The organism is Acinetobacter sp. YH12201, from assembly GCF_013418145.1.
In the GTDB taxonomy this organism is placed as follows: Bacteria; Pseudomonadota; Gammaproteobacteria; order Pseudomonadales; family Moraxellaceae; genus Acinetobacter.
The window spans coordinates 1-24,750 of record NZ_VPCP01000010.1; the positions used below are offsets into that span (position 1 = coordinate 1).

The 24,750-nt window shown below is 40.6% G+C and carries 19 protein-coding genes and 2 pseudogenes; 7 read left to right on the forward strand and 14 right to left on the reverse strand.

All coding sequences use genetic code 11. The annotated features are described in order from the left end of the window. Positions 1 to 121 precede the first annotated feature (121 nt). A pseudogene (locus FTU91_RS03610) lies at positions 122 to 328 on the forward strand (type IV pili twitching motility protein PilT); the annotation flags it as partial. 155 nt (positions 329 to 483) lie between these two features. Here FTU91_RS03610 and gcvH read toward each other — a convergent pair. The 13 genes and pseudogenes from gcvH to plsB form a co-directional block, all read right to left on the reverse strand. Continuing rightward, positions 484 to 858: a glycine cleavage system protein GcvH gene (gcvH, locus tag FTU91_RS03615; RefSeq protein ID WP_086196973.1), complete on the reverse strand. Its 375-nt coding sequence runs from the start codon at positions 856 to 858 to the stop codon at positions 484 to 486. Positions 859 to 929: 71 nt separating this feature from the next. Beyond that, positions 930 to 1,958 carry an AraC family transcriptional regulator gene (locus FTU91_RS03620; RefSeq protein WP_180042582.1) on the reverse strand — a complete coding sequence of 343 codons (1,029 nt, stop codon included), beginning with the start codon at positions 1,956 to 1,958 and terminating at the stop codon, positions 930 to 932. 108 nt (positions 1,959 to 2,066) lie between these two features. After that, positions 2,067 to 2,516 carry a MaoC family dehydratase gene (locus FTU91_RS03625; RefSeq protein WP_180081005.1) on the reverse strand — a complete coding sequence of 150 codons (450 nt, stop codon included), beginning with the start codon at positions 2,514 to 2,516 and terminating at the stop codon, positions 2,067 to 2,069. Next, on the reverse strand, positions 2,516 to 4,369 hold the full coding sequence (locus tag FTU91_RS03630; protein WP_180081007.1) for an ABC transporter ATP-binding protein: 1,854 nt from the start codon (positions 4,367 to 4,369) through the stop codon (positions 2,516 to 2,518). The genes FTU91_RS03625 and FTU91_RS03630 overlap by 1 nt, the downstream gene beginning before the upstream one ends. Before the next feature lie 201 nt (positions 4,370 to 4,570). Continuing rightward, positions 4,571 to 4,833: pseudogene (locus FTU91_RS03635) on the reverse strand (IS5/IS1182 family transposase); the annotation flags it as partial. 114 nt (positions 4,834 to 4,947) lie between these two features. Continuing rightward, on the reverse strand, positions 4,948 to 6,369 hold the full coding sequence (locus FTU91_RS03640; RefSeq protein WP_180081009.1) for a deoxyribodipyrimidine photo-lyase: 1,422 nt from the start codon (positions 6,367 to 6,369) through the stop codon (positions 4,948 to 4,950). Between the two features lie 92 nt (positions 6,370 to 6,461). After that, a complete protein-coding gene (locus tag FTU91_RS03645) occupies positions 6,462 to 7,718 on the reverse strand; it encodes a mechanosensitive ion channel family protein (protein ID WP_180081011.1) in 1,257 nt (418 codons plus the stop codon). 214 nt (positions 7,719 to 7,932) lie between these two features. Then, a complete protein-coding gene (locus FTU91_RS03650; protein ID WP_180081013.1) occupies positions 7,933 to 8,469 on the reverse strand; it encodes a DUF2058 domain-containing protein in 537 nt (178 codons plus the stop codon). A 14-nt stretch (positions 8,470 to 8,483) separates the two neighbouring features. Continuing rightward, positions 8,484 to 9,158: a YoaK family protein gene (locus FTU91_RS03655; protein ID WP_180042577.1), complete on the reverse strand. Its 675-nt coding sequence runs from the start codon at positions 9,156 to 9,158 to the stop codon at positions 8,484 to 8,486. 32 nt (positions 9,159 to 9,190) lie between these two features. Further along, a complete protein-coding gene (gene sstT, locus FTU91_RS03660; RefSeq protein ID WP_180081015.1) occupies positions 9,191 to 10,384 on the reverse strand; it encodes a serine/threonine transporter SstT in 1,194 nt (397 codons plus the stop codon). 313 nt (positions 10,385 to 10,697) lie between these two features. After that, positions 10,698 to 12,422: a SulP family inorganic anion transporter gene (locus FTU91_RS03665; RefSeq protein WP_180081017.1), complete on the reverse strand. Its 1,725-nt coding sequence runs from the start codon at positions 12,420 to 12,422 to the stop codon at positions 10,698 to 10,700. Positions 12,423 to 12,523: 101 nt separating this feature from the next. After that, complete coding sequence (locus FTU91_RS03670) at positions 12,524 to 12,841, reverse strand: metalloregulator ArsR/SmtB family transcription factor (RefSeq protein ID WP_086196964.1); 318 nt, start codon at positions 12,839 to 12,841, stop codon at positions 12,524 to 12,526. Positions 12,842 to 13,025: 184 nt separating this feature from the next. Further along, positions 13,026 to 15,527, reverse strand: a complete 2,502-nt coding sequence (gene plsB / locus FTU91_RS03675) for a glycerol-3-phosphate 1-O-acyltransferase PlsB (RefSeq protein ID WP_180042574.1) — start codon at positions 15,525 to 15,527, stop codon at positions 13,026 to 13,028. A gap of 266 nt (positions 15,528 to 15,793) precedes the next feature. Here plsB and cysK point away from each other — a divergent pair, with 266 nt between their 5' ends. Further along, complete coding sequence (gene cysK / locus FTU91_RS03680; RefSeq protein WP_180042573.1) at positions 15,794 to 16,792, forward strand: cysteine synthase A; 999 nt, start codon at positions 15,794 to 15,796, stop codon at positions 16,790 to 16,792. Between the two features lie 350 nt (positions 16,793 to 17,142). After that, positions 17,143 to 18,078, forward strand: a complete 936-nt coding sequence (locus tag FTU91_RS03685; RefSeq protein WP_086196961.1) for a LysR substrate-binding domain-containing protein — start codon at positions 17,143 to 17,145, stop codon at positions 18,076 to 18,078. Positions 18,079 to 18,100: 22 nt separating this feature from the next. On the opposite strand, the gene FTU91_RS03690 is transcribed toward FTU91_RS03685, so the two are convergent. Further along, positions 18,101 to 18,700 carry a TetR/AcrR family transcriptional regulator gene (locus tag FTU91_RS03690; protein ID WP_086196960.1) on the reverse strand — a complete coding sequence of 200 codons (600 nt, stop codon included), beginning with the start codon at positions 18,698 to 18,700 and terminating at the stop codon, positions 18,101 to 18,103. A 686-nt stretch (positions 18,701 to 19,386) separates the two neighbouring features. Between FTU91_RS03690 and FTU91_RS03695 the strand changes: the two genes are divergently transcribed. The 4 genes from FTU91_RS03695 to FTU91_RS03710 all read left to right on the forward strand — a co-directional run bounded on the left by FTU91_RS03695 (position 19,387) and on the right by FTU91_RS03710 (position 24,630). Then, positions 19,387 to 21,168 carry an acyl-CoA dehydrogenase C-terminal domain-containing protein gene (locus FTU91_RS03695; RefSeq protein ID WP_086196959.1) on the forward strand — a complete coding sequence of 594 codons (1,782 nt, stop codon included), beginning with the start codon at positions 19,387 to 19,389 and terminating at the stop codon, positions 21,166 to 21,168. Positions 21,169 to 21,273: 105 nt separating this feature from the next. Next, complete coding sequence (locus tag FTU91_RS03700) at positions 21,274 to 22,443, forward strand: thiolase family protein (protein WP_086197079.1); 1,170 nt, start codon at positions 21,274 to 21,276, stop codon at positions 22,441 to 22,443. A 119-nt stretch (positions 22,444 to 22,562) separates the two neighbouring features. Then, positions 22,563 to 24,062 carry an acetyl-CoA hydrolase/transferase family protein gene (locus FTU91_RS03705; RefSeq protein WP_180042572.1) on the forward strand — a complete coding sequence of 500 codons (1,500 nt, stop codon included), beginning with the start codon at positions 22,563 to 22,565 and terminating at the stop codon, positions 24,060 to 24,062. A 226-nt stretch (positions 24,063 to 24,288) separates the two neighbouring features. Continuing rightward, positions 24,289 to 24,630, forward strand: coding sequence for a hypothetical protein (locus FTU91_RS03710; RefSeq protein WP_180042571.1), 342 nt, complete (start codon positions 24,289 to 24,291; stop codon positions 24,628 to 24,630). Positions 24,631 to 24,750: the final 120 nt, after the last annotated feature.

A 24,750-nucleotide genomic window follows, 5' to 3' on the forward strand; every position in this document is an offset into this window, starting at 1 on the left:
GCCCGGACTTAAATCCTATAGAAAAAATGTGGTCACGAGTAAAAATGATTCGCAATAAGTTTAGAGTTAAAGATATTGATAAATTGTTTAAAGATTACTGTAATGATTTATTTGGTATTTAGCTATATATGATTTATATAATGAGGGTGCGATCAGTTATGAAGAAGCATTGCGTAATGCCGACTCCATGAATGAATTGCGCTTGCAGATTAAATTGAAAAGTAACCGACAGGATCAAACGGTTCCAGGTTCAGCTGCATCATTCAGTATGCTGCAAGATAAAGATCCGGAAGAGAATCAAGCTAAGACAGGCCCGGAAACACCTTAATCATAAATGTCTTAAGTCAGATACTTTTTTATTAAAAAATTTGAGCTTTCTTTTTCAATTTGCTTTTTCAAAGATTATTTTTTTAAAGAGTACTGCATTTTTCTGACGATAAAAAAAATCAGCCATACAGGCTGATTTTTTTATTTAAAGCAGTATTACAAACCTGCTTCATATTCACTACTGGAAAGCAGTTTCTCTACATCCGCCATGTTGTCTGGCTTGATTTTATAAATCCAGCCTTTGCCATAAGGGTCATCATTGACAAAATCAGGATCATCTTCAAGTGCTGAGTTTACTTCAACCACTTCACCTGAAACAGGTGCATGAATATCAGAAGCCGTTTTCACCGATTCAACTACGCCTGCCTGTTCACCGGCAGTGATTTTCTGACCCACTTCTGGCGCTTCAACATAGACCAGGTCGCCCAAAGCATCTTGTGCATGGTCGGAAATCCCAGTAATAACCAGATCACCTTCAATTTTGACCCATTCGTGTGTACTTGCGTACTTTAACTCTGAAGGGTGATTCATGGATGACTCCTTTAAAATATTCAAATCATTTTTGCCATGTTTTATACATGTTTTTTGATAAAAACAAAAGTTTATAGATAAGGATCTTTACGCCAATTGCTTGGACTACGCCCACTCCAACGCTTAAATGCACGGCTGAAATTGGCGACATCGCTATAACCAATTTCATCGGCAATCTGCTCAAGCGTGTAATCAGTACGTGACAGCAGGGAAGTGGCATGCCGATAACGTACTTCATCTACCAATGTAGAAAATGAGGTGCCTTCGGCTGCCAGTTGACGTTTTAAAGTGCGATCCGACATATGCAGCCGATCTGCCACATTTTCAATACTTAAATAATGCTGTTCAGAATTGGTCAAAATGTCACGCACCCGCATGGCTAGGCGGCGACGTTCGCCCAAGGCAGACAGTTCCGCTTCACACTGGTTAATCGCAATCTGGCTGGCAATTGGGTCAGCATTGACCATTTTCAAGCTCAGATATTTTTTATCAAAACTGCTTAATAGATGTGGCTGTTCGAAACGGAACTGATGCGATGGAAATTTTGCCATGTAACGTTCAAAACCGGACGGTTTGGGAAAATCAAAATCAATCTCCCCGGACAGGTCCTCACAACCGGTCAGGGCTTTGGCCATGGTAATAATGCCAAAGGTCAGGGCAATGGCAATTTCAGTACGTAAGGGTTCAATATCAAAATCACACTGCAACTGTAAGGTCGCTTTTTCACCAAAGGTGGAAAAATAAAGTTGTAAAAATGGCATACGTAGCTGGATAAACCGGTTCGCCAGTATCAGGGCATCAGTAATGTCATGTGCCGTCATAATGGCATAACCAATAAAACCATGAATCGAGATACGCATCTGGGTGCCCAAATGGAAACCCAGTGTCGGCTCGCCAGTTAAACGTAGTGCATGCTTGACCAGTTCATTGGCAACTGGTGTCGGAATACGAAAGTTGGGGTCTGCCAACTGTTCACTGTTTAAATGAAATGGGGTGAAGAGTGCTTCAGCAGTGTAACCCCAACGGGATACCACATCTAACAGCAGCAGTCCATAAACACCCGGTATGCCTTGATCCTGTCTTGGAGAAATCGTTTTCATGCGCCATCCATTGCATTCATTCGTTTTTCTATTTGTAGATGCCATATTGGCATGAGTTGAAACAGTATTCGATTAAAATTGTTGGACAATATTTTTAAAGCCTGAAAATTATTCAGGCTGAACATCTTTTTTAAAGACCACAATTTTAGTGGTTGAAATAAGTAATACATCATGGTTCTGATTGAATGCCTGAGTCACATAACTGACTATAGCTCGGTCATTTTTACTTTTTGATGGCGTAATTGCCACAATTTCGATCTCGACATGAATCTTATCGCCAGGACGGGTCGGACGCGGCCAGCGCAGGCTGGACTCTGAACCAATCAAACCATAAGCGACCGGAAAACACTCAGTCCATAAACGCATGGTAACTGCACAGGTGTGCCAGCCACTGGCAGCAATGCCATGAAAAACAGGATGTGCTTTGGCCTCATGTTCATCAGTATGAAAAACTTGAGGATCATAAGCATGTGCAAACTGTTTGATTTCTTCTAAGGTCATTTCATATTCACGGCTAATGAAACGATCACCCACTTTTATATCTTCTAAATACAGCATCAATACATATCCTTTTTCTTCAATGCCTGTTGTTCGATTAAAAAACTGCCCGTCTGTCTTTGCCACAAATGTGCATAAATACCACCCAGCGCAACCAGTTCTTCATGCGTGCCTTGCTCTACAATGTTACCTTCATCCAGCACAATCAAACGGTCCATTTGTGCAATGGTGGATAGTCGATGGGCAATCGCAATCACGGTTTTACCTTGCATCAATTCATCCAGACTGGATTGAATTGCCGCCTCTACTTCAGAATCTAAGGCACTGGTGGCTTCGTCTAAAATCAGAATTGGCGCATCTTTTAAAAACACCCGGGCAATGGCGATACGCTGGCGTTGACCACCCGATAGTTTAACACCGCGTTCCCCCACATAGGCTTCATAGCCAGTTTTGCCACGCAAATCAGTGAGCTGTGGAATAAAATCTTCCGCCTTGGCTTTGCGCACGGCTTCAAACATCTCTTCATCTGTTGCATCGGGACGGCCATATTTAATATTTTCAGCCACGGTACGATGTAACAAAGAGGTATCCTGAGTTACAAAAGCAATATTTTTACGCAAACTGTCCTGAGTCACATCTTGAATATTTTGACCATCGATCGAAATACGACCTTGGTTAATATTATAAAAATGCAATAACAGTTGAATCAGGGTCGATTTTCCTGCACCAGAGCGGCCGACAATGCCAATTTTTTCTCCCGGTTTAATGGTTAAATTAAAATGATCAATCACATTTTTATTCTGATAAGCAAAACTGACATCTTCAAATTTAATTTCACCATGCTGTACCTGTAAAGGTTGTGCATCCGGTTTGTCCTGAATGTGAATTGGCCGTCCCAAGGTTTTCATACCATCCTGAATGGTTCCGACATTTTCGAACAGTGCGGATGACTGCCACATCATAAATTCGGCAATACTGTTGAGTTTTAAAATCATGGCGGTCGTTGCAGCAATAATACCGAGTTCGGCCTGACCGTTGATCCATAACCAGATGGCGGTACCTAAAACGCCACCATATAAAACCACACTGAGTAAATTGATGCTGATCTCATACTGTGTGCCCAGGCGCATTTGTTTATATACCGTGATCATGAAATCTTGCATGGATGCTTTGGCATACTTGCTTTCACGCCCAGCATGTGCAAATAGTTTCACGGTTTGAATATTGGTGTAAGCGTCGGTAACACGACCAGTCATGACTGCACGGGCATCGGCCTGCTGGCTTGAAATCTGGCTTAAACGTGGAATAAAAAAGCAGGCAGCACAAATAAACAGTACCAGCCAAAGCAGCAGAGGCAAAATCAGCAACGGAGAAATTGCCCCCAGAACCAGACTGATCGTGACAAAGTAGATCAGAACATAGGCAAGCATATCACCCAAAATCACCCAAAATTCACGTACCGCCAGTGAAGTCTGCATTACTTTGGCAGATAAACGTCCGGCAAAGTCGTTGTGAAAAAAGTCTAGACTTTGCTGTAACAGTAAATTATGGAAACGCCAGCGTAAACGCATGGGAAAAGTACTGTATAAAATTTGATGCTTGATAATAGACTGTATATTGGCAAATAAGATATTGGCCAGCAGAATGCAGCTCAAGATCGTAAGATTTTGGCTATGTTCAGCCAAAAAAATGTCTGGTTGACTCTTGCTTAGCCAGTTCACCAAATCACCAATTTTAGAATAAAGAAAGGCTTCAAAACTTGCAGCAGCTGCGGTAAACAGCACCAGCAACAATAAATAAGGGCGCACACCTTGAGCGGCTTGCCAGACAAAAGGGAAAAAACGGGTAGGAAGTGGTTCGTTTAAACCTTTGGATGGATAAGGATCGACGAGTTTTTCAAACCACTGCAACATGCGAATTTCCTTGAGTAAATGGCTGTTAGGTTGAATATTATTGCAACTTCAATAGTATAAATAATAATTTAATGAATATCTAAAAGTCTGATTAAATCAGTAAACTTTTCATTTTAACGGCTTTGTTACATAAATATTTAAAAGCTGAATTTACTCCAAATCATTAAAATTTAGGAGATCACTTGGGTATGAAGGTCTACCTCACTGGGTAAATTTGTTCAGTACAGCCACACATACATGAATTTCATTAACCTGGCTTTGAAAATGTCTTGAAGTTAATTGATCACCTAACAATTTGATACAGTGCATTTTGGCGTCATCTAAACTTCGTCGATGATAGCCCCCGATCATTTTTTTCAGAAAGTTCTACCTGAGAAACACTGCTTCGCAAGATTAATGGTTTGAATTAATTCATTTCGATCAATTGAACTGATTTTAGAATTTTTTTAGGGCTTGGCATTCTTTTAGGTGGATTCTCCTCAGCACCTTAGAGCAGCATTCAACTGAAACGATTTGTAGATTGCAGTAGTTTTGGGTCTCGCCCTGATTGAACAGGGCGATTCTTTAATATTTCCAAGTCAGATTGCCTTAAACGCCTCTATGGCACGCTTGCGCGATAAGCTTAAATCCACAATTGCCCGTGGGTAATTTAATTTTCGCACCTGTGGGTAAGCATAAGGATCATGGATTTTTTTTGCATCCAGATGTGCCAGTTCCGGTACCCATGTTCGGATATAATCGCCGTTTTTATCAAACTTTTGCGATTGGGTGATTGGGTTGAAGATTCGGAAATAGGGTACTGAATCGGTTCCCGTTGAAGCACACCATTGCCAGCCACCATTATTTGCGGCCAAATTGCCATCAATTAAATGCTGCATAAACCATTTTTCACCCAGACGCCAGTCAATCAGCAGGTTCTTGGTTAAGAACATTGCTGTAATCATACGTACCCGGTTGTGCATCCAACCGGTTTGCAGCAACTGACGCATACCCGCATCTACAATGGGAATTCCAGTCTGACCTTGTTGCCAGGCATGCAGGTCTTGCTCAGCATTACGCCATTGAATCTTCTCAGTATTGCTTTTAAAAGGTTTATGTTTGGAAACGGCAGGAAACTGATAAAGAATGTGTTGATAGAACTCACGCCACAACAATTCATCCAGCCAGGTTTGTTGTCCCGCATTGTCTATATGAAAATGACCATTTTGTTTTCTAAACACGGCTCGTAAGCACTGCCTGATTGAAACCGCACCGATATTTAAGTAAGCAGACAATCGGCTGGTTGAATTAAGATCAGGAAAATCCCGTTCCTGTTGATACTGCTGTATTTTAGAGTCAACAAAATGATTCAAAATATTCAGTGCATAGTCTTCCGTTACCGGCCAAAGCTGCTGTAACTGATCTGATACAGAGCTTTGCATATATGTTGATGCACTGTTTTTCGTTTTTTCTGATTCCAGGTTCAGCGCTATTTTTTCCTGCTTTGCCACTGCTGGATAACATTGCTGTAGGCCAATGCCAAGTAATTCATAACAGCGTTTTTTAAACGCACTAAACACCTGATAAGGCTGATTAGATTTATTTGTGATTGAACCGACAGGAAAAATCGTCTGGTCATGATAAAGCTCAAGCGAAATCTGATGCTTTTCCAGATTTTGTTGCGTTTGGGCATCTCGTTTTAATTCATTCACTCCAATTTCAATATTGGCATGTACAGCGTCAATACCAAGTCGCAGACAAAGCTGTAGCATCTCGTTGGGGACATCTTTCCATAAAGGAATGTGCTTGATCAGCAGTGGAATATTTAGCTGATTGAGCTGTGATTTTAGCGTTTCCAGTTGGCGTAAATAAAATATTTGTTTGGCAGGGCTGTCATCATGTTGTTGCCATTGCTCAGGTGAGAGAATCACCAAGGCAACACAGTTTCCAGATTGAGCTGCATGCCAAAGTGCAGCATGGTCTTGTATACGCAAGTCCTGTCGAAACCATATTAATTGCATGAACGGGGGATGCCTTATTTTCAGTTGAATCATTCAAGTACAAATAAGAATAATAGCAATACGTTTTAACTATTGCATCAGCCCGTTTATTTTTAAAGTTCGGCTTGATCTGCTGAACGTGCCGTGAATTGCCTGAAATCGGCACCGGATGGTGCCTGATAAACTCTTAAACCAAATTCCGGGACAATTGCAATCAAATGATCAAAGATATCAGACTGTATCGCCTCATAATCTTTCCATACTGTCGTATTTGCAAAAGCATAAATTTCCAGGGGCAAACCTTCACTGGTCGGCTGTAATTGTCGAATAATCAGCGATTGATTTTGCGCGATACCTGAATGCTGTTTTAAGTAAAACTCAACATAGGCGCGGAAGGTACCTAAATTGGTTAAACGGCGCTGATTGTATAAAGATTGGTTCGATAGTTGCTGGTTAAAGCTTTCCAGCTCATCATGTTTGCTATTTAAATATTGATCCAGCAATAAAAAATCTTTTAGTTTTTGCTGCTCATCCGGTGTCATAAAATGCACACTACTTTGATCAATAAAGATGGACCTTTTGATGCGGCGCACTCCAGCATACGCCATACCGCGCCAGTTTTTAAAAGTATCTGTTACCAGCTTATTGGTTGGAATAGTAGTTAAGGTTTTGTCAAAATTTTGCACGGTAATGGTATGTAATGACATATCAATGACATCACCGTCGGCATTCAGTGAAGGCATTTCTATCCAGTCACCAATTCGCACCATGTCATAAGATGAAATTTGTACTGAGGCTACCAAGGAGAGAATGGTATTTTGAAATATCAACATCAATACTGCTGCCATGGCACCAAAACCTGCCAGCAAAGTAAAGACATCTTTTTTGAGGAAAGTACCTAAAATCATCAAGCCACAGACAATAAAGATAATCAGCTTAACCAGCTGTAAATAACCTTTAATCGGTTTATTTTTTGATTTGGGATTACGTTGATAAACCAGATTGAAAATACTTAAAAATTCACTGATGGCTAAAGCAAGTGTGAGAAAAATAAATGCCTGTGCCGCCATCTGAACCAAAACAGTTACTTTTTCTGAAAGATGCGGAACAGTGACAATACCGTTCATAATCACAATCGCTGGCACAATGTTTGAAACCCGGCGGATAACACTATGCTGGGCAAAAATGTCCTGATTGACAAATTTCATCTTGGAAATCAGTTGGCGGATACCACGAACCACTACTTGCTTGGCAATAAAATTTGCCAGGAATGCCAGTAAAATTAAAATACTGAGAGAGGTGAACATTTCTAGCCATGGATAGTGATCTGACCAGTCCTGAATATTTTGTATGAATGCCAATTGTTCCAAAAACTTACCTTGAATTTTTTAAATTATGGAATAGTGTATAGCGTTATTTTTTGATTATTATAAAGATAACGTTTTATATACACGAACTCAAATAAAATTCACCAGCTGGGCTGATGCTGAAATTACTTAATTTCTTATCATTATTCTGTTCTTGTTATCTATGCCAATACGAATACTGGCATAGTGAATTCCTTCAATAATTGATGAGCTGGACTTACCACATTAAATCATCTGGAATGACGTAGGCTGCATATGGATCGTCTTCATCGGTGGTCTGTTCATTCTTTTCAGAATTGTTGACAATAATGAAGCCTTCCATCTTGTCGTTAATGCGCTCTGCCAAGGCTTTAGGCAAAACGGCATAACTATCTGCTTCTTTGGCAATAATGAGTGAACCTGCAACCAGCGCATTGTAAATCTGCTGATTGAGATAAATCTTTTTGACTTTATTGTCATCAATAAACTGGTAGGCCACTTCGCCATCGGTATCTTTAATTTTGTGCTGATTGATCATTTGCACAATGGCAGCTTTTAATTCTTTACCCTGTAACAGGCGTTTTTTTTCTAAATCCAGCGCCTGATCGCGAGCCAGCTTTTCTTTCTGGTCTTGAGCAATTTTGGCCTTTAATTCAGCTTCATTGCTTTGTCCGGTACGTTGCTCATGTACGGCCTGTTTTGACAGTTTTTTAGCCTTTTTATTATCGACTAAACCCGCTTTTAGCAATTGAGCCTGTAATGCATTTTTGACCATAATAAATTCCGATATTACTCTTGAGTCTGCCGATAACGATAATAAATAACCCAATAAATCAAGCTAAGTGTCCAGCTTAACATCACTGGGACAAGGTAGGCATGCAATTTTAAATAAGGATAAATCACGCTGGCAAGTAGACCGCCAATGAAAAATCCAAATAAAATGAGCAAGTGCAGAATAATACGTCTACGTTCTACTTTTAGTCCCCGTAACCTGTAGCCTAAAGCCAAGCCTAAATCGGTCAAAACACCCGATAAGTGGGTTGTACGAATAATCGTACCTTTATAATGACTGACCATAGCATTCTGGATACCCATGGCACCACATGCCCAAAGTAAGGCATAACGCGGGAAATAGGGAAGTAAAAGCCAACATAACAGGATAAAAAAAGCCACCAGACTTAAGGGCAAACCGTAGCGGTGTCCTAACTTAAACTGACTATTTCCTAGTATAAATCCACTATAAAATGAGCCAATGACATAGCATAGAATAACCAGGATTAAGTAAAGGATGTGTTCAGGTTCCCACTTGAGTAAAGCCATGGCCAACATGCTGACATTTCCGGTCATATGGGAAACGGACTGATGCAGCACGGTCACCAGTCCGAGAACGTTAATCATTCCTGCATTGACTGCAAGAAAAAAAGCCCCTAATTGAACCCAGAGCGGTAAAGTTTGAAAAGGCATAACGTCACAAAAAAAACTTAATAATGACTATCTTAATCCAAACCGCGGTCAACGGCAGCAGTAAATAGCACATCTGTTGAAGAATTTAATGCAGTTTCTGTTGAATCCTGCAATACGCTAATCACCATACCAATAGCTACCACTTGCATGGCGACATCTGAACTGATCCCAAACAGGCCACAAGCGACAGGAATCAGCAATAAAGATCCCCCGGCAACACCGGAAGCACCACAGGCTGAAATGGTTGCCAGTACCGATAAAACCAGCATGGTGGTGAAATCCACCGAAATACCCAGTGTATTTACAGTGGCTAAGGTGAGGACGGTAATGGTAACAGCAGCCCCCGCCATATTAATCGTTGCTCCTAAAGGAATGGCAACGCTGGCTGTAGATTCAGCAACACCTAAACGTTTGGCCAAATCCAGATTCACAGGAATATTGGCTGCCGAACTGCGAGTAAAAAACGCCGTAATGCCACTTTCGCGTAAACATTGAAAAACCAGTGGATAGGGATTTGCACGGGTCACAAAGGCCACCATCATTGGATTGACTACCAATGCCACAAACAACATGGTGCCAATCAATACTGCTAACAATTGTGCATAGCTCTCACACGTACTTAATCCAGCTTCTGCAAAGGTCACGGCAACCAGACCAAAAATACCCACTGGGGCAAAATTGATGACTAAACGGATCACGGTATTTACGGCATTTGCAGCATCGGTGAGCAATACTTTTGTTGAGTCATGGGCATGACGGAATGCAACCCCCAAAGCAACAGCCCAGGCCAAAATACCAATAAAGTTGGCTTCACTAATCGCAACCACAGGATTGGCCACAAAACTTAAAAGCAGGTTTTTTAAGATTTCAATCAGACTACCGGGTGGTTGCAAGTCTGCATTTGCGGGAATATCCAAAAACAAGGTACTTGGAAAAATGATACTGGCAATTACGGCACTTAATGCAGCCAGTAACATTCCAATTGCATACATTAGTATGATGGGTTTAATTTTCGCGCTATGTCCGACTTTAAAATTAGCAATAGAGGCTAAAACCAGCACAAAAACTAAAATGGGTGCAACAGATTTAAGTGCTTTAATAAACAGGTCACCTAACAGGCTTAAATAAGGAGCCAGATTCGGGAACAAAACAGCAACACCAATACCCAGAATAATGGCGATAATAATTCGGGAGACTAAACTCAAACGCATTAAAGCAGAAAACATAAAGGTGCCTTGTTACAAATACGAGGACTAAAAAATCACAAAAAATATTCGGCATTTTATACCTAAAAGTGATATGGCTAAAAAATAATTTCCATATAAAAACTAACTGCTTATTTTTAAAGTTGATATTTTTAGTTTTTCATCAAATTTTTGCCATATTTTTTAAATATTCAAATAATACAAATGCTTCCGATTATTCTGCTGTGTTGTACTCTGTTAAAAGATTCTATTTTCAAGCTCTTAATAAAATATCAAAGGCAGTCTCAAAAAACCACAGCAGAAATTGAGTGAGATCATTTATATCTGATTTGTCTTAAAATACTTCCGGGGAAAGTTCTTGCATGGCCTGAAAATGAGACAGATAAATCCGGCCACTTAAGTGATGCAGCAGTTTTGAATGTTGTAATTTATCCATCACTGGACCCTTAATTTCGGAAAAATTCAGTTTAATGTTCAGTTTATTTAACTCGGCATTCAGGTCTTCCAGCATTTCCAGCGCGCTCAGATCGATGGCACTAATACTGGAGCAGTTAATGACCACATGCTCTAAATCTGTATACTGACTCACGGCATTAATCAGAAAACCTTTAAAGGTATTGGCATTTAGAAAGGTCAGATTTTCATCTATCCGCATGGACAGGACTGTGTCTGAGGTCAGTACCTGATGACGCTGTATATTTCTAAAATGCTGGGTTCCTTCAACCAGACCAATGACGGCAATATGCGGACGGCTGATCCGCCACAGCAGCAGAATAAAGGTAGAAACAATACCCAGTAGCAAACCAGTCGAGATATCGATGCAGAGCACACCAAAGAAGGTAATCCACATGGCAATACCATCAGCTTTGGAATAACGCCAGGTTTCAATAAAGGGCTTGAAATCAACCAGTTTCCAGATAGAAACGATGATGGTGGCGGCCAGAATACCTAAAGGCAAATCACGGAAAAAGCCGGTAAAATAAAGACTGACCACTACAATAAGCAGAGATGAAATGACCCCTGCCAGCGGAGTTTTGGCACCGGCATCTGCATTGACCACCGTGCGCGATAAGCTTCCGGTAACCGGAAATGCTGAGCTGAGCCCGGCACTTAAATTGGATAAACCCAATGCGATAAGTTCCTGGTTACTATTTAAATGACTGCGTTGCTGTAGGGCAGTCGCTTGAGCAATAGATAAAGACTCGACAAAGCTGATCATGGCGATCATTGCTGCACCGGGTAACAAGGTAATGACCAGATCCAGACTCCAGTAGGGCATACTCAGCGGGGGAAAACCTGAGGGGATTTCTCCTACTGTTTTAATGCCTACGGCTTTTAAATCCAGAAAATAGACCGCCGCAATTGAAATGACCACCAAACTTAAAGGTAAGGCTTTCGTCATAAATGCAGTCGACCCTATTCGGCTTTGCACAGCATTGGACTGTAAAACTTTAGGGAAATAAATCAGAAAAATGAGCGCAAGCATGCCAAACATCAAAGAGGCGAAATTGCTGTACCTTAGATATTGCCAAACGCTGACTACAAACTCAGGGATATTATTCGCCTTTAAAGGTACATCGACCAGAAATTTGAATTGACCCAAAGCAATCAGCAGCGCAGAAGCAATAATAAAACTCTTGATGACCGGATGACTAATCAGCTGAATCAGAAAGCCAAATCGAAATATCCCGAGCAATAAGGAAATGACACCCACCATTAGTGCAAGCAGGCAGGCAGCCTGTATATAAACTGGTGAGCCAACCTCAAATAACGGATTGAGTGTCGCGAAAGTCATCATGGAAATAATCGCGACCGGGCCAATAGAAAGCGTAGGACTGCTCCCGACCATGGCGTAAATGATCATGGGCAAAATACTGGCATACAGTCCCGTAATGGGCGGTAGTCCTGCCAGCATGGCATAGGCCATACCTTGCGGAACCAGCATTGCAATGACAATAAGAGCTGAAAGAAGGTCAGATTTAAACTTGGTCGGGTTGTAGGTACGCAGCCAGCGCCAAGAGGGTAATAGCGCCGTTAAGCGAGAATTTAAATCTGACATATCTAAAGCTAAATCACTATTTTAGATATATTATGCATAAAAAATGCTAAGAAGTCTTATCAGGACGATTACATCTTCTCAATTTTCTTTTATTTATATGATTAAATTAAATTTTTAGGACAATAGAGTTGATATAGGGTATTGAGTACCTGAACCAGTTTTTCATCTTTAATGGAATAAAAAATCTGTTTTCCATCGCGACGTGTGGTCACCATATCGCTTTTACGTAGCATCATCAGTTGCTGTGATAAGGTAGGCTGGCTTATTTTTGTCGTCTGTTCTATTTGGGAGACATTTAATTCTTGTTTGGCAAGATGACATAAAATAAGTAAACGATCTGTATTGGCTAATGATTTTAATATTGTGACAACAACATCAATAGACTCATGCATAGAAGCAATTTCAAGATCGGTGTTCATACAGCATTTCCATACTACGCAACAGTAACCTAGGCAGTATACTGCCTGATTAATCTCATATAGGATGAAAATGTAACATTTTCAATGGTTTTTTATGAAAGTAATTATCAGATATTCTTATATCCATTAAAATAAGGCATTTAATCCAGATTAAATGCCTGATAGCAATGCAGAATATGATTTATCAATTTTTATGGGTCTGTTTAAATCCTTTTAATTCTTTTTCATTAAAATGCACGGCTTCAGTGATTGCCTGACGCGTTTCAGGATTATACCAGTTAAAAATTGCAGACATTTTTTCTTCAAAATCATCGCTAATGACAAAATGATTTTCTTGAGTACTGAGCAGACCTTTTTCTTTTAAAATAGCAATAAAGCTTTTTAAGGTGGCGCTGTCAAAATAATAACCGGCCTGAATCTTTTTGGTTTGTGACAGTTTGTTTAGTACCGCTTTACCCATTTTCTCCAGTTCTTTCAGGCTCAGTGCTTGCAACGAAGCATATTGCTGAAGTAATGTAGCAATCATAGTCATGTTATTTAGGCTAGAAGCAGACAAATGGGCCAATGTTACAAACTGGTTTTGCATGTGTTCATCGGCTGGGATAGAAAGGGTTTGATCCTGACGAACAATCCAGCCTAAATGTTCTAAACCATCTATAATGATTGTGATTTCTTTTTCTAATTCATCCATAGACCATTTTAAGAAAAATTCTTCTTTAAAATAGGGATAAATATTTTTAAGGGTGTCGGTTAAATAACGTGTAGAGATTTTTTTATACGAATGCACCAGCATTGCAATTAATGCCGGTAAAATAAAACAGTGTAGAATATTATTACTAAAATAACTTAATAGAATTTTTTGACTTTCGGCAACGCGTACCCAGTTTTGGTTATTTTGGCTGAAGATTTCAACCTGTTTTAATTTTGCAGCATATTGAATAATCTCTGTGCTCGATAATTCTGTCATGATCATTTTTGCATCATATTTCATTATTTTTAATAAATGACGATATTGATCAATTTTACCGATTAAATCATGTTCAGTTAAAGCGTGATTATCTGCATTCAATAAAATAAGTGAAATTAAAGAGATGGGATTAATTACCACTGCTTTATTAATATTTTCCAAAATAGAATTTGCAACTTGGTTCACGGTTTGAATCACAGGCTGGGGTAATTCATCATGAATGTCGAGTTTAATATCCCTGGCTTGATGTTCAGCTAAAACCTGATCCAGAAAAACCGGTTCCCCAAAATTGACATGCACCTGGCCAAAGACTTTTTCAATTTTACGGACTGAACTCAAGATGCCCCAGATCGATTCGGCTTCTTTTGGTTTGCCATTTAGTTCATTTAAATAAGAGGTGCCTTCAATCAGTTTTTCATAACCAAAATAAGTGGGAATAAAGGCAATCGGCTTGGTTGCACCACGTAAATGGCTTTGTACCGTCATCGACAGCATGCCTTTTTTCGGTGGTAACAGCAGACCAGTCCGTGAACGGCCGCCTTCAATAAAGTATTCCAAAGGGGTGTTACGCGACAATAAACTATGTAAATATTCTTTAAAAACAGAGGTATATAACTCATTTCCGCTAAATGTGCGACGGATGAAATAAGCACCGCCACCACGCATGATCTGACCGACCACAGGCAGGTTGAGGTTAATGCCTGCCGCAATATGCGGAACCATCAAGCCGCGGTTAAAAATCACATAAGACAGCAATAAATAGTCAATATGACTGCGATGGCATGGGGTATAGACAATTTCGTAATCTTTGGCCAGCTCGCGAACGGTATCGAAATTATGCACTTCAATTCCATCATAAAGTTGCGTCCAGAGTTTGGTCAGCGCCAGTTCAGCAAAACGTAGGGTAGAATAGGAAAAGTCCGAAACCACTTCGGTTAAATAGCCTTTGGCACGGTTCTCTGCTTCGAACATGCTGATTTTGTTGTCAATACTTTCTTTACGAATGGCATCTTGCACCGTTTCGGTTTTCATTAACTTGTTAATGAGATTACGGCGGTCGGATAAGTCGGGACCTAAAATGGCTTCTTTGTATTTATTGAAATTGCTATTAAGTTCCTTGACCACAGAATGTGCCGGGGAAAAGTTTGGATATTCAATTTTAGATTTTTCTATAGCTGCTCTTAGGGAAATGGGTTTGTGAAATTCAATATAGTTTTCACGGCTATATAAAGAAATATTCAAGGCCTGCTTTAATTTGGATGGTGTCGCCCAGGCATCGGCAAATAAGGCTTTAAACCAGGAGTCTTCATATTCGGGTGAGCGGCCCCATAAAACCGTCACCGGAACCAGTTCTATTTCGTATTCGGGATATTTTTCCAGAGCTTCAATCAGCCGAATGAGCTTGGCCGAATAATGATAGGTTTGATTTTGTGAGTTAGGTAGGTTTAAAGCCAGAATAGAATCATCTTCCTGCAACTCCTGAATGCTGAAAGGTGTAAAAACAGAAGGCAGTTGGCGTGCTTTGGCTTCAGTATCAATCAGGACCGTGTTGCTTAAGGATGCATCTTGTAATACATAGCAAATTATTTTTTTATCTGTTTGATATTCTAAGGTTTTTTTTAATTTTTCAGTATTACCCAAGACTTGAGGAGTCACAATTTTATCTAAAATTTTCTGTGTAAATTGTCGATAGAACCGGCTATAACTCTTATGAGACATGTGATTCCCTAAATCAGTTTTCATTTGCTGGATATTGTGTGCAATTGCATGAATAAATACAAACTTTATTGATGACAATTACGTCATTTAAGTGGTAACTCTTTGGTCAATATTACAAGCTTATCGGTTTAAAAAGCATTGTTTTTTAGATTGAAATCACAACTTAAGTTGAATAAGCATAGCAATAGAAAAACTTATATTGAAGGTCTAAATGGCTTATGATGAGCGCATGACTTTAAAATCAAAAGACAGCTCAAGGAGTTAAAATGAGTACTGATTCTGCTTTTCCAGCACCGAACAATTTAGCCATAGCGGTTTATAGTGATAATGCTGAAGCGATTGGCAATACACCTTTAATTCGTATTAATCGTGCCATTTCATCCGATGCAACCGTATTGGCAAAAGTTGAAAGCCGTAATCCGGCATTCTCGGTGAAATGCCGGGTAGGTGCCGCTTTAATTGTAGATGCTGAAGAAAAAGGTTTGCTTAAACCGGGCATGCATATTGTCGAGCCAACCAGTGGTAATACCGGTATTGCACTGGCATTTGTTGCAGCTGCCAAAGGTTATGACATTACCTTAACCATGCCTGCAAGCATGAGTGTTGAGCGCCGTAAGGTGCTGAAGGCTTTTGGTGCAAATCTGGTACTGACTGAACCGGCCAAAGGCATGAAAGGTGCGGTCGATGAAGCAGTACGTTTAGCCACGGAACAACCGGATGTGTATTTTTTACCGCAACAGTTTGAAAACCCGGCCAACCCGAAAATCCATGAACAGACCACAGGCCCCGAAATTTGGGAAGCTACTGGCGGTAAAGTCGATATCCTAGTGTCTGGCGTCGGTACGGGTGGCACCATTTCCGGTATTTCACGTTATTTTGAACAGGTAAAAAATCAGCCGCTTTATTCGGTTGCTGTGGAACCTGCGGAATCACCGATTATTGGTCAGACGAAACGTGGCGAGCCATTGACTCCGGGACCGCATAAAATTCAGGGCATTGGCGCCAACTTTATTCCGAAAAACCTGGATCTGGATTTAGTGGATGAAGTCATTGCTATTGAAAGTGATACAGCTATTGAATGGGCACGCAAAACAGCAACCCATGACGGTATTCTGGTGGGTATTTCAAGTGGTGCAGCCATGGCAGCCGCAGCTCAATTGGCAGCACGTCCTGAAAATGCCGGTAAAAACATTGTGGTAATTTTACCGGATGCCGGTGAGCGCTATTTATCTTCAGTATTGTTTGAAGATATTTCAGCAGATTAATTGCTCACACGTTAAGGTTTGACTTAAATTTGAGGCAGTCAGGTTTAAGTCAAACCGTTTGAGTGATTTGCTTCTTTAGACCTCTTTCATCCATCCCTTTGATTTTTCTTACACAGACTTGAAATACATTTCAATTCTGCTTACGGAGAAAAATAAAAAGAGGGTGTCAACCATGATGAAAGCGGTCTGTTATGTTATTTTGATTTTTATTGATAGAATTTATTTTATAAGCTTCAGCCAAAGCTTATTCGTATGGCATGCTATTTCGGTATAAATGGACATTGGAAATAGCACTCAAAAGGCAGATGATGTATTGCCTCTACAAATTAAAGATTTAGGGATTTGAATCGGTGTTTGAGCTCGACTGTAAATTACTCAGCGTTTTTCTTTATATTTATAAATATAAAAGTGTTTCTGTCGCGGCTGAATATCTGGCCATGAGTCAGCCCACAGTCAGTAATATCCTGAATAAAATTCGTCAGCATTATAATGACCCGCTTTTCTTAAGAATCGGCAATGAAATGGTGCCGACTGAACTGTCGAAACAGCTGTTTCCACTGGTCAGTGAAGCCTTAAGTAAAGTTGAAATCATCAATAATTTCACCGTTGATTTTGACCAGACTACTTCACAGCAGAAATTTACTATTGCCATGACCGATGTGTCGCATTTGGTGTTATTGCCTAAAATTTCCCAATATTTAAAACAGCATGCTTCAAATATTCGTTTAAATGTTCGCGCCATTACTTCTGAAACCAGTTATCAAATGGCCAATGGAGAAATTGATCTGGCGATTGGTTTTTTACCCCATCTGGAAAATGGTTTTTATCAGCAAAAACTGTTTGAGCAATATTATGTGGTGATTGCATCCAAAAACCATCCGCGGCTGAGCGAAAACAGTCTAAGCACTGAACAATATATCAATGAACCCCATATCGATATTGATGCCGGAATGGGGCATTATCATATTGAAAATGAATTGTTAAATTTAGAACTGAAACGTAATATCTTGATGCGCTTGCCCAGTTATCTGGGCGTTGGGCTAGTGGTACAGGAAACCGATGCAATTGCGACCGTACCTTATTATTTAAGTGAAGTGTTATTGTCGCGCGGCAATTTACAGATCTTTGATGCACCGATTACTTTCCCCACCTATGCAGTCAAGCAATATTGGCATATGTCCTGCCATCACAAGACCAGCCATCAATGGCTGCGGCAGATGTGTTATGAATTGTTCTCGAAAATGAATGACCTGGATGACCCTATGCATAAAATCATTCATCAATAATTGATTTATTGAAACCCGGACATCAAGAAATTTTATCCGGGGTCATTAAGGCCTGGTTAATATACAGTTTAATCAGGCGTTCACGTGAACCAATGGCTTTCTGGTAATGGGTTGAATTGAGCAACAAGGAAGCACCATAGGTGACCGTCCAGATATAAGACAAATAGTCGCGAATCGACATGGCACTATTGAAGGATTTTAGATATTCGTCGGTCATGTCCTTAATTTCAATAATCCGCTCTTCACGTACCCGATAAAGCTGTTCAAATAATTCTTTCAGCTTGCGTTCATTATTGGTTAAGCGTTCTTCAATCACATGCAATAAAATGGTCCGGTTGGAATTTAACATGTTGTAGAGCATGTACTGTGAAACATAGGTTTTAATATTATTTTTATATTTTTTTGAAATTTCCAATAATCTTTTTTCATTCAAGATGATCAGTTCTAAATAGAGCTGATTCTTGCTTTTAAAATGTTTATAAATGGTCCCTTTGGCAATATCCAGCTCACACGCAAGTTCTGCCAGGGTAATGTCCTGATTATTATCCAGCAACAGTGTTTCTGCCATGGCTAAAATTTTCTCTTTGCGTAATTGAAAATTTTGTTGGCGTACCGTATTCATCGCAAGTCCCAGAAAGACATAAAAAAAGCCAATTTAAAATATACCGATATCAAGCCTATGACAACCCAACTAATGTCTGATATGAGCTAAAAACAAAGCACTGCTTTGTTTTTAGCATAAGAAAATAAAAAGCACTTTTTTGTTTTAATGCAAGAGAGGCAATATAAACTGATGGTTAACGAAGCACATTAAATCAGCTTAGATTTGCAATTGCATAGCACAAAATAAAAGTCAATCAGTGAGAACCTGAGAGGTCAATAATCATCAATAAAATTCCAATTACCGCATAATTATTTTATTGTCTTTTTGCGTTGAAAAAAGGGATTAACCCATAAAACGCAAAGAGCAGATATGCTGATTTAACCGTATTTCATTCACATATTTAAGCTTAGGCTTGATGGTGAGTGGTTCAGTTTAAAGTGATTTACAGAAACCATGTTTTATTCGTTGCTCATAATAGTAATGATGAAATGATTCTGAGCACTCGAGCTGATGAGTAAAGTTTTTAAACCTGATTCTCGCTACATTCATTTTTTTCTTCATGGATGTTGCAAACTGCGCGAATGGTCAAATTTTACTTAGAGAGATGTATGTGAGAATAAATCCGTTATTTCAGTATAGGTTCTTACAACTTTAAAAAGCACTTCACTATTTTTAATGCGAAGTCTTCACATAAGGAAAGCAATATGCCTATTTATAACGCACCCCTTAAAGACATGGAATTTATTTTAAATGATGTATTTAAGGCAGATGAATTCTGGCAGGGTAATGAAAACCTCGCTCATTTAGATATGGCAACGGCGAATGCGATTTTAGAGGAAATGGCCAAGTTTTCTAAAAACGTCATCCTTGATCTAAACCGCAGCAGTGATGAAGAAGGCGGCGCACAGTTTAATAATGGCGTGGTGACTACACCTAAAGGTTTTAAAGAAGCATTTAAACAGTTTGCCGAAGGTGGCTGGGTAGGTCTGGGGGCACCTGAAGAATGGGGCGGTCAGGGCATGCCTAAAATGCTGACGGTACTGGCTGATGAAATGATCTGGAGTACGAACCCCTCATTTATGCTCTACCCATTACTGACTGTGGGTGCAGGTATGGCGATTAATGACCGTGCTTCCCAAGAACAAAAAGAGACTTATCTACCAAAATTCTACACTGGTGAATGGTCAGGTACCATGTGTCTGACAGAACCGCATTCTGGTACAGATCTCGGACTGATCAAAACCAAAGCAGAACCGAATGAAGATGGCTCTTTCAATATTACCGGTACAAAAATCTTTATTACCAGTGGTGAACACGACCTGTCTGAAAACATCATTCACCTAGTTCTGGCAAAAACACCCAATGCACCAGCTGGCTCACGTGGTATTTCCTTATTCATCGTGCCGAAATTCCATGTCAATGCAGATGGATCGGTGGGTGAACGTAATGCCGTATCTGCCGGTTCTATCGAACATAAGATGGGGATTAAGGGATCTGCGACTTGCGTGATGAACTTTGATGGTGCCAAAGGTTATATCGTGGGTAAGGAAAATGAAGGTCTGGCGGCCATGTTCGTGATGATGAACTACGAACGCTTATCTATGGGGATCCAAGGGATTGGCGCGGCTGAGTTTGCCTACCAGAATGCTGCACAATATGCCACAGACCGTTTGCAGGGCCGTTCGGCAACCGGTGCAAAAGCGCCTGAAAAACCAGCCGATTCTATTTTAGTGCATGGCGATGTGCGTCGTATGTTGCTGAATGCTCGTGCCAACAATGAAGCATCACGTGCTTTTGCGGTTTATGTGGGACAACAGCTCGACATTACCAAATACTCCACCGATGCAGAAGCAGTACGTAAAGCGAATGACCGTGTTGCATTGCTTACCCCAATTGCAAAAGCTTATCTAACCGACAAGGCACTTGATTCAAGCCTGGAAGCACAAATGGTGTTTGGTGGTCACGGTTATATTCGTGAATGGGGCATGGAACAATGTATTCGTGACTTGCGTATTTCCCAAATTTACGAAGGCACCAACGGCGTTCAGGCGATTGACCTGATTGGCCGTAAGACCATCAAATGCGGTGGTGCATACCTTGCTGAATACATTGTGGAAATTCGTGAGTTTGCACAAGCTTTAGATGATGCCTTGCCAATTAAAGCCGCTACATTAAATGTGTGTACACAGGTTGAAGACATTACCGCTTTCATTGTGGATCAGGCAAAAACGGCGCCAGAGTTATCTAATGCTGTAGCAGTGGATTACTTGCATGTAGTGGGATTACTCAGTTTTGTCTATATGTATGCGCGTATTAGCCAGGCCGCTCAACCAAAAGCGGAAGCGTTCTTCCAGAACAAACTGGTGTTAGCGCAGTATTATGTAGCCAAAGTTTTACCTGACCTGGCTGCACGTGTACAACGTATTCAAGCCGGTCCCGATGTAGTGATGCAGTTACCAGAGGAATACTTTACTGCCCAATCTTAAGTTTGGCACGATGCTTTAATACAGGGTTTAATAAAGATGGAAATGACATGAGCTGAAGGTATAGCTCATGTCACACAACAAGATTGATAAATTAGGATGGAAAAAATGATTGTTATTGTAAATGGTGTTCGTACAGCAATGGGTGGCTTCCAAGGAGCACTGTCTCCATGTACAGCACCAGATTTAGGTGCAGCAGCTATTAAAGAAGCTATAGCGCGTTCGGGCTTGCAACCCACAGATATTAATGAAGTAATTTTTGGCTGTGTACTTCCGGCCGGTTTAAAACAGGGTCCGGCACGCCAAGCCATGCGTCAGGCAGGTTTACCTGACAGTACGGGTGCAACTACTATTAATAAAATTTGTGGTTCAGGCATGAAAGCGGTGATGCAGGCTGCTGATGCTATTAAAGCCGGTTCTGCTGAAATTGTAGTTGCAGGCGGTATGGAATCGATGAGTAATGCACCATATCTACTGGACAAGGCGCGTTCCGGTTATCGTATGGGACATGGCAAAATCACCGATCATATGTTTCAGGAAGGTCTGGAAGATGCTGAAACCGGTCTTTCTATGGGTATTCTTGCACAAGAAATGGCAGATAAAAAAGGTTATACCCGCGAACAGCAAGATGCCTTTGCAATCAGCTCGTTGAATAAAGCGGTCACTGCCATCAACAATGGTTATTTTAAAGAAGAAATCGTGCCTGTAACCGTGTCTTCACGTAAAGGTGATGTAGTTGTTGAGCAAGACGAACAACCGCTGAATGCCAAGGCCGATAAAATTCCAACTTTACGTCCTGCATTTAAAAAAGATGGCACCATTACTGCCGCCAATTCCAGTTCGATTTCAGATGGTGCATCGGCTTTAGTGCTGACTTCAGAGGAAATTGCGGCGCAACGGGGCTTAAAACCACTGGCAAAAATTGTCGCTTATGGCTCCAACTCACAACATCCTACAGAATTCAGTATTGCACCAGTCGGTGCGATTGAAAAAGTATTGAAAAAAGCCGGCTGGAATGCTCAGGAGGTTGATCTTTGGGAAATCAATGAAGCATTTGCCATGGTGGCGATGGCTGCGATAGATGCGTTCAATCTGGATGAAGCAAAAGTGAATATCAATGGTGGTGCTTGTGCATTGGGTCATCCACTCGGTTCATCAGGTTCACGTATTATCGTGACTTTAGTACATGCCCTAAAACGTACCGGTGGTAAAAAAGGCATTGCCAGTTTATGTATTGGTGGTGGTGAAGCAACTGCTGTTGCAGTCGAGCTGATCTAAAAAGTCTCTATCAGCGTAGAGCGATAAGTAACGAATTAGAATTTAATAAGCAATAACAACCACCATTCCAGCACGCCGGGATGGTGAAAAACAATATGTTTATTTTTGAGATTTTTATTATGAATGGTTTAGATCGCATTCGCTTAGTCTCCCTTCGCGACAAAGTTATGTCTGCTGAACAAGCGATTAAATTGATTCAAGACGGTGCTGTAGTCGGTTTAAGTGGTTTTGGTGGTGCAGGTGAGGCAAAAGCAGTACCGTTGGCGCTGGCTGAACATGCCAAAGAGCATCCCTTGAAAATTACCCTGGCGACAGGTGCCAGCCTGGGCAATAAAATTGATGGCCGTTTAAATGAAGCTCATGCAATTGAGCGCCGTTATCCTTATCAGGCTGATCCCGGTCTGCGTAAATCCATCAATGCTGGTGAGGTGATGTATATCGATCAGCATTTGTCTGAAATGGCCGATAACATCCGTCATCACAACTTGCCGTCGATTAATGTCGCGGTGATTGCAGCAACGGCGATTACTGAAGATGGGCAGATTATTCCAACCGGTTCATGCGGTAACTCGGCCAACTTTGTGGAAATGGCAGATCATGTGATTGTCGAAATTGACAATACCATTAATCCGGTGCTGGAAGGCGTACATGACATTTATGTACCGAAAGCCCGTCCGAACCGCGCACCGATTCCGTTGATTCATGTGGGTGACCGGATTGGTACCGTAGGAATTCAGGTCAGTCCGGAAAAAATTTCAGCGATTGTGCTGAATGACATTCCTGATACCTCTTTTAACATGGATGAACCGGATGAGGATACTTTGGCTATTGCCAAACATCTGATTCAGTTCTTTGAAGGCGAAGTGGCAGCTGGACGTTTACCGGAAAATCTGGGCCCATTACAGTCTGGAGTCGGTTCGATTGCCAATGCGGTTTTTTCAGGTTTTGAACATTCCAATTTTCATGACTTGGAAATGTATTCGGAAGTGTTACAGGACTGTACCTTTGAGTTGATTGATTCAGGTAAAATGACCTTTGCTTCAGGTTGTTCAATGACCTTGTCAGATTCTTGTGCACAACATGTGATGCAGAATTTTGAACAATACAAAGACAAGATTGTGCTGCGTCCGCAGGAAATTTCCAATAATCCTGAAATCATTCGCCGTTTGGGGATTATTGCCATCAATACCGCACTGGAGTTTGATATTTACGGAAACGTCAATTCTACCCATGTCACCGGCACTAAAATGATGAATGGTATCGGTGGTTCAGGTGATTTTACCCGGCATGCCCATATAGCAATTTTTGTGACCAAATCGGTCGCCAAAGGTGGGGCTATTTCATCTGTAGTTCCAATGGTTAGCCATACTGACCATACCGATCATGATGTTGATATTTTGGTGACAGAAAACGGTCTGGCAGATTTACGCGGTCTGGCTCCGCGTGAGCGTGCCCGCAAGATTATCGATTTATGTGCGCATCCTGATTATCGCGATGAACTGAATGATTATTTTGAACGTGCTTGCCAGCATGGTGGACAAACCCCACATCTTCTTGAAGAAGCCTTGTCTTGGCATGCAACATTTGAAGAGACTGGAAACATGCATAAAACTGCATAAAGATAGCTAAATGTATAAAACAAAACCCATCTTATGATGGGTTTTTTAATTTCTAATCTAATTCTAAATTAAGTTTTTATGAATGAAATGTGGAGAGAGTTTTCAAAAAAATGACGAAGACAAGACAGACTCATTACGGCTGAAACGCTTTGCCTACAAGATCTCGCTTAACCCTCAGAGGGTTCTTTTTATAATGACCGCGTCGTAACATTCAAGGTCTTAAGTTTTGAGATATCTTCAATATTTTTCAGGAATCTCATTAGCACTGTTGTTAACTGCTTGTACTACTGAAGCACCGGATTATCAGGGGAACTGGAAAAACACCCTGGAAAATCCAAAACTGGAAAATATCCTAGTCATTTCCAAGAATGGTGACAATTATTTCATTACCAATACTATTAAAGATAAAGCGACGGGTAAAACTGAAAAGAAAAATCCTGTACCTGCCTCAGTGGGCAAGAATGGTTTTCTTGAGGTCAATGCTGGTGCGGCTATGGTTGATTTTGCGATTGATGAGAAAACCGGCAATCTGGTGGGTTCAGGCTCGGTCTATAAGAAAGCAAAATAATCATATACACCTACGTCTACAGAAGATGTCATGAATATGAATGATTCATGACATTTTTTAGCTGAAAAAAATTAATAAGGCTTCAAAATCTTTAATGAAATATTCTACGTTCGCTCGAAT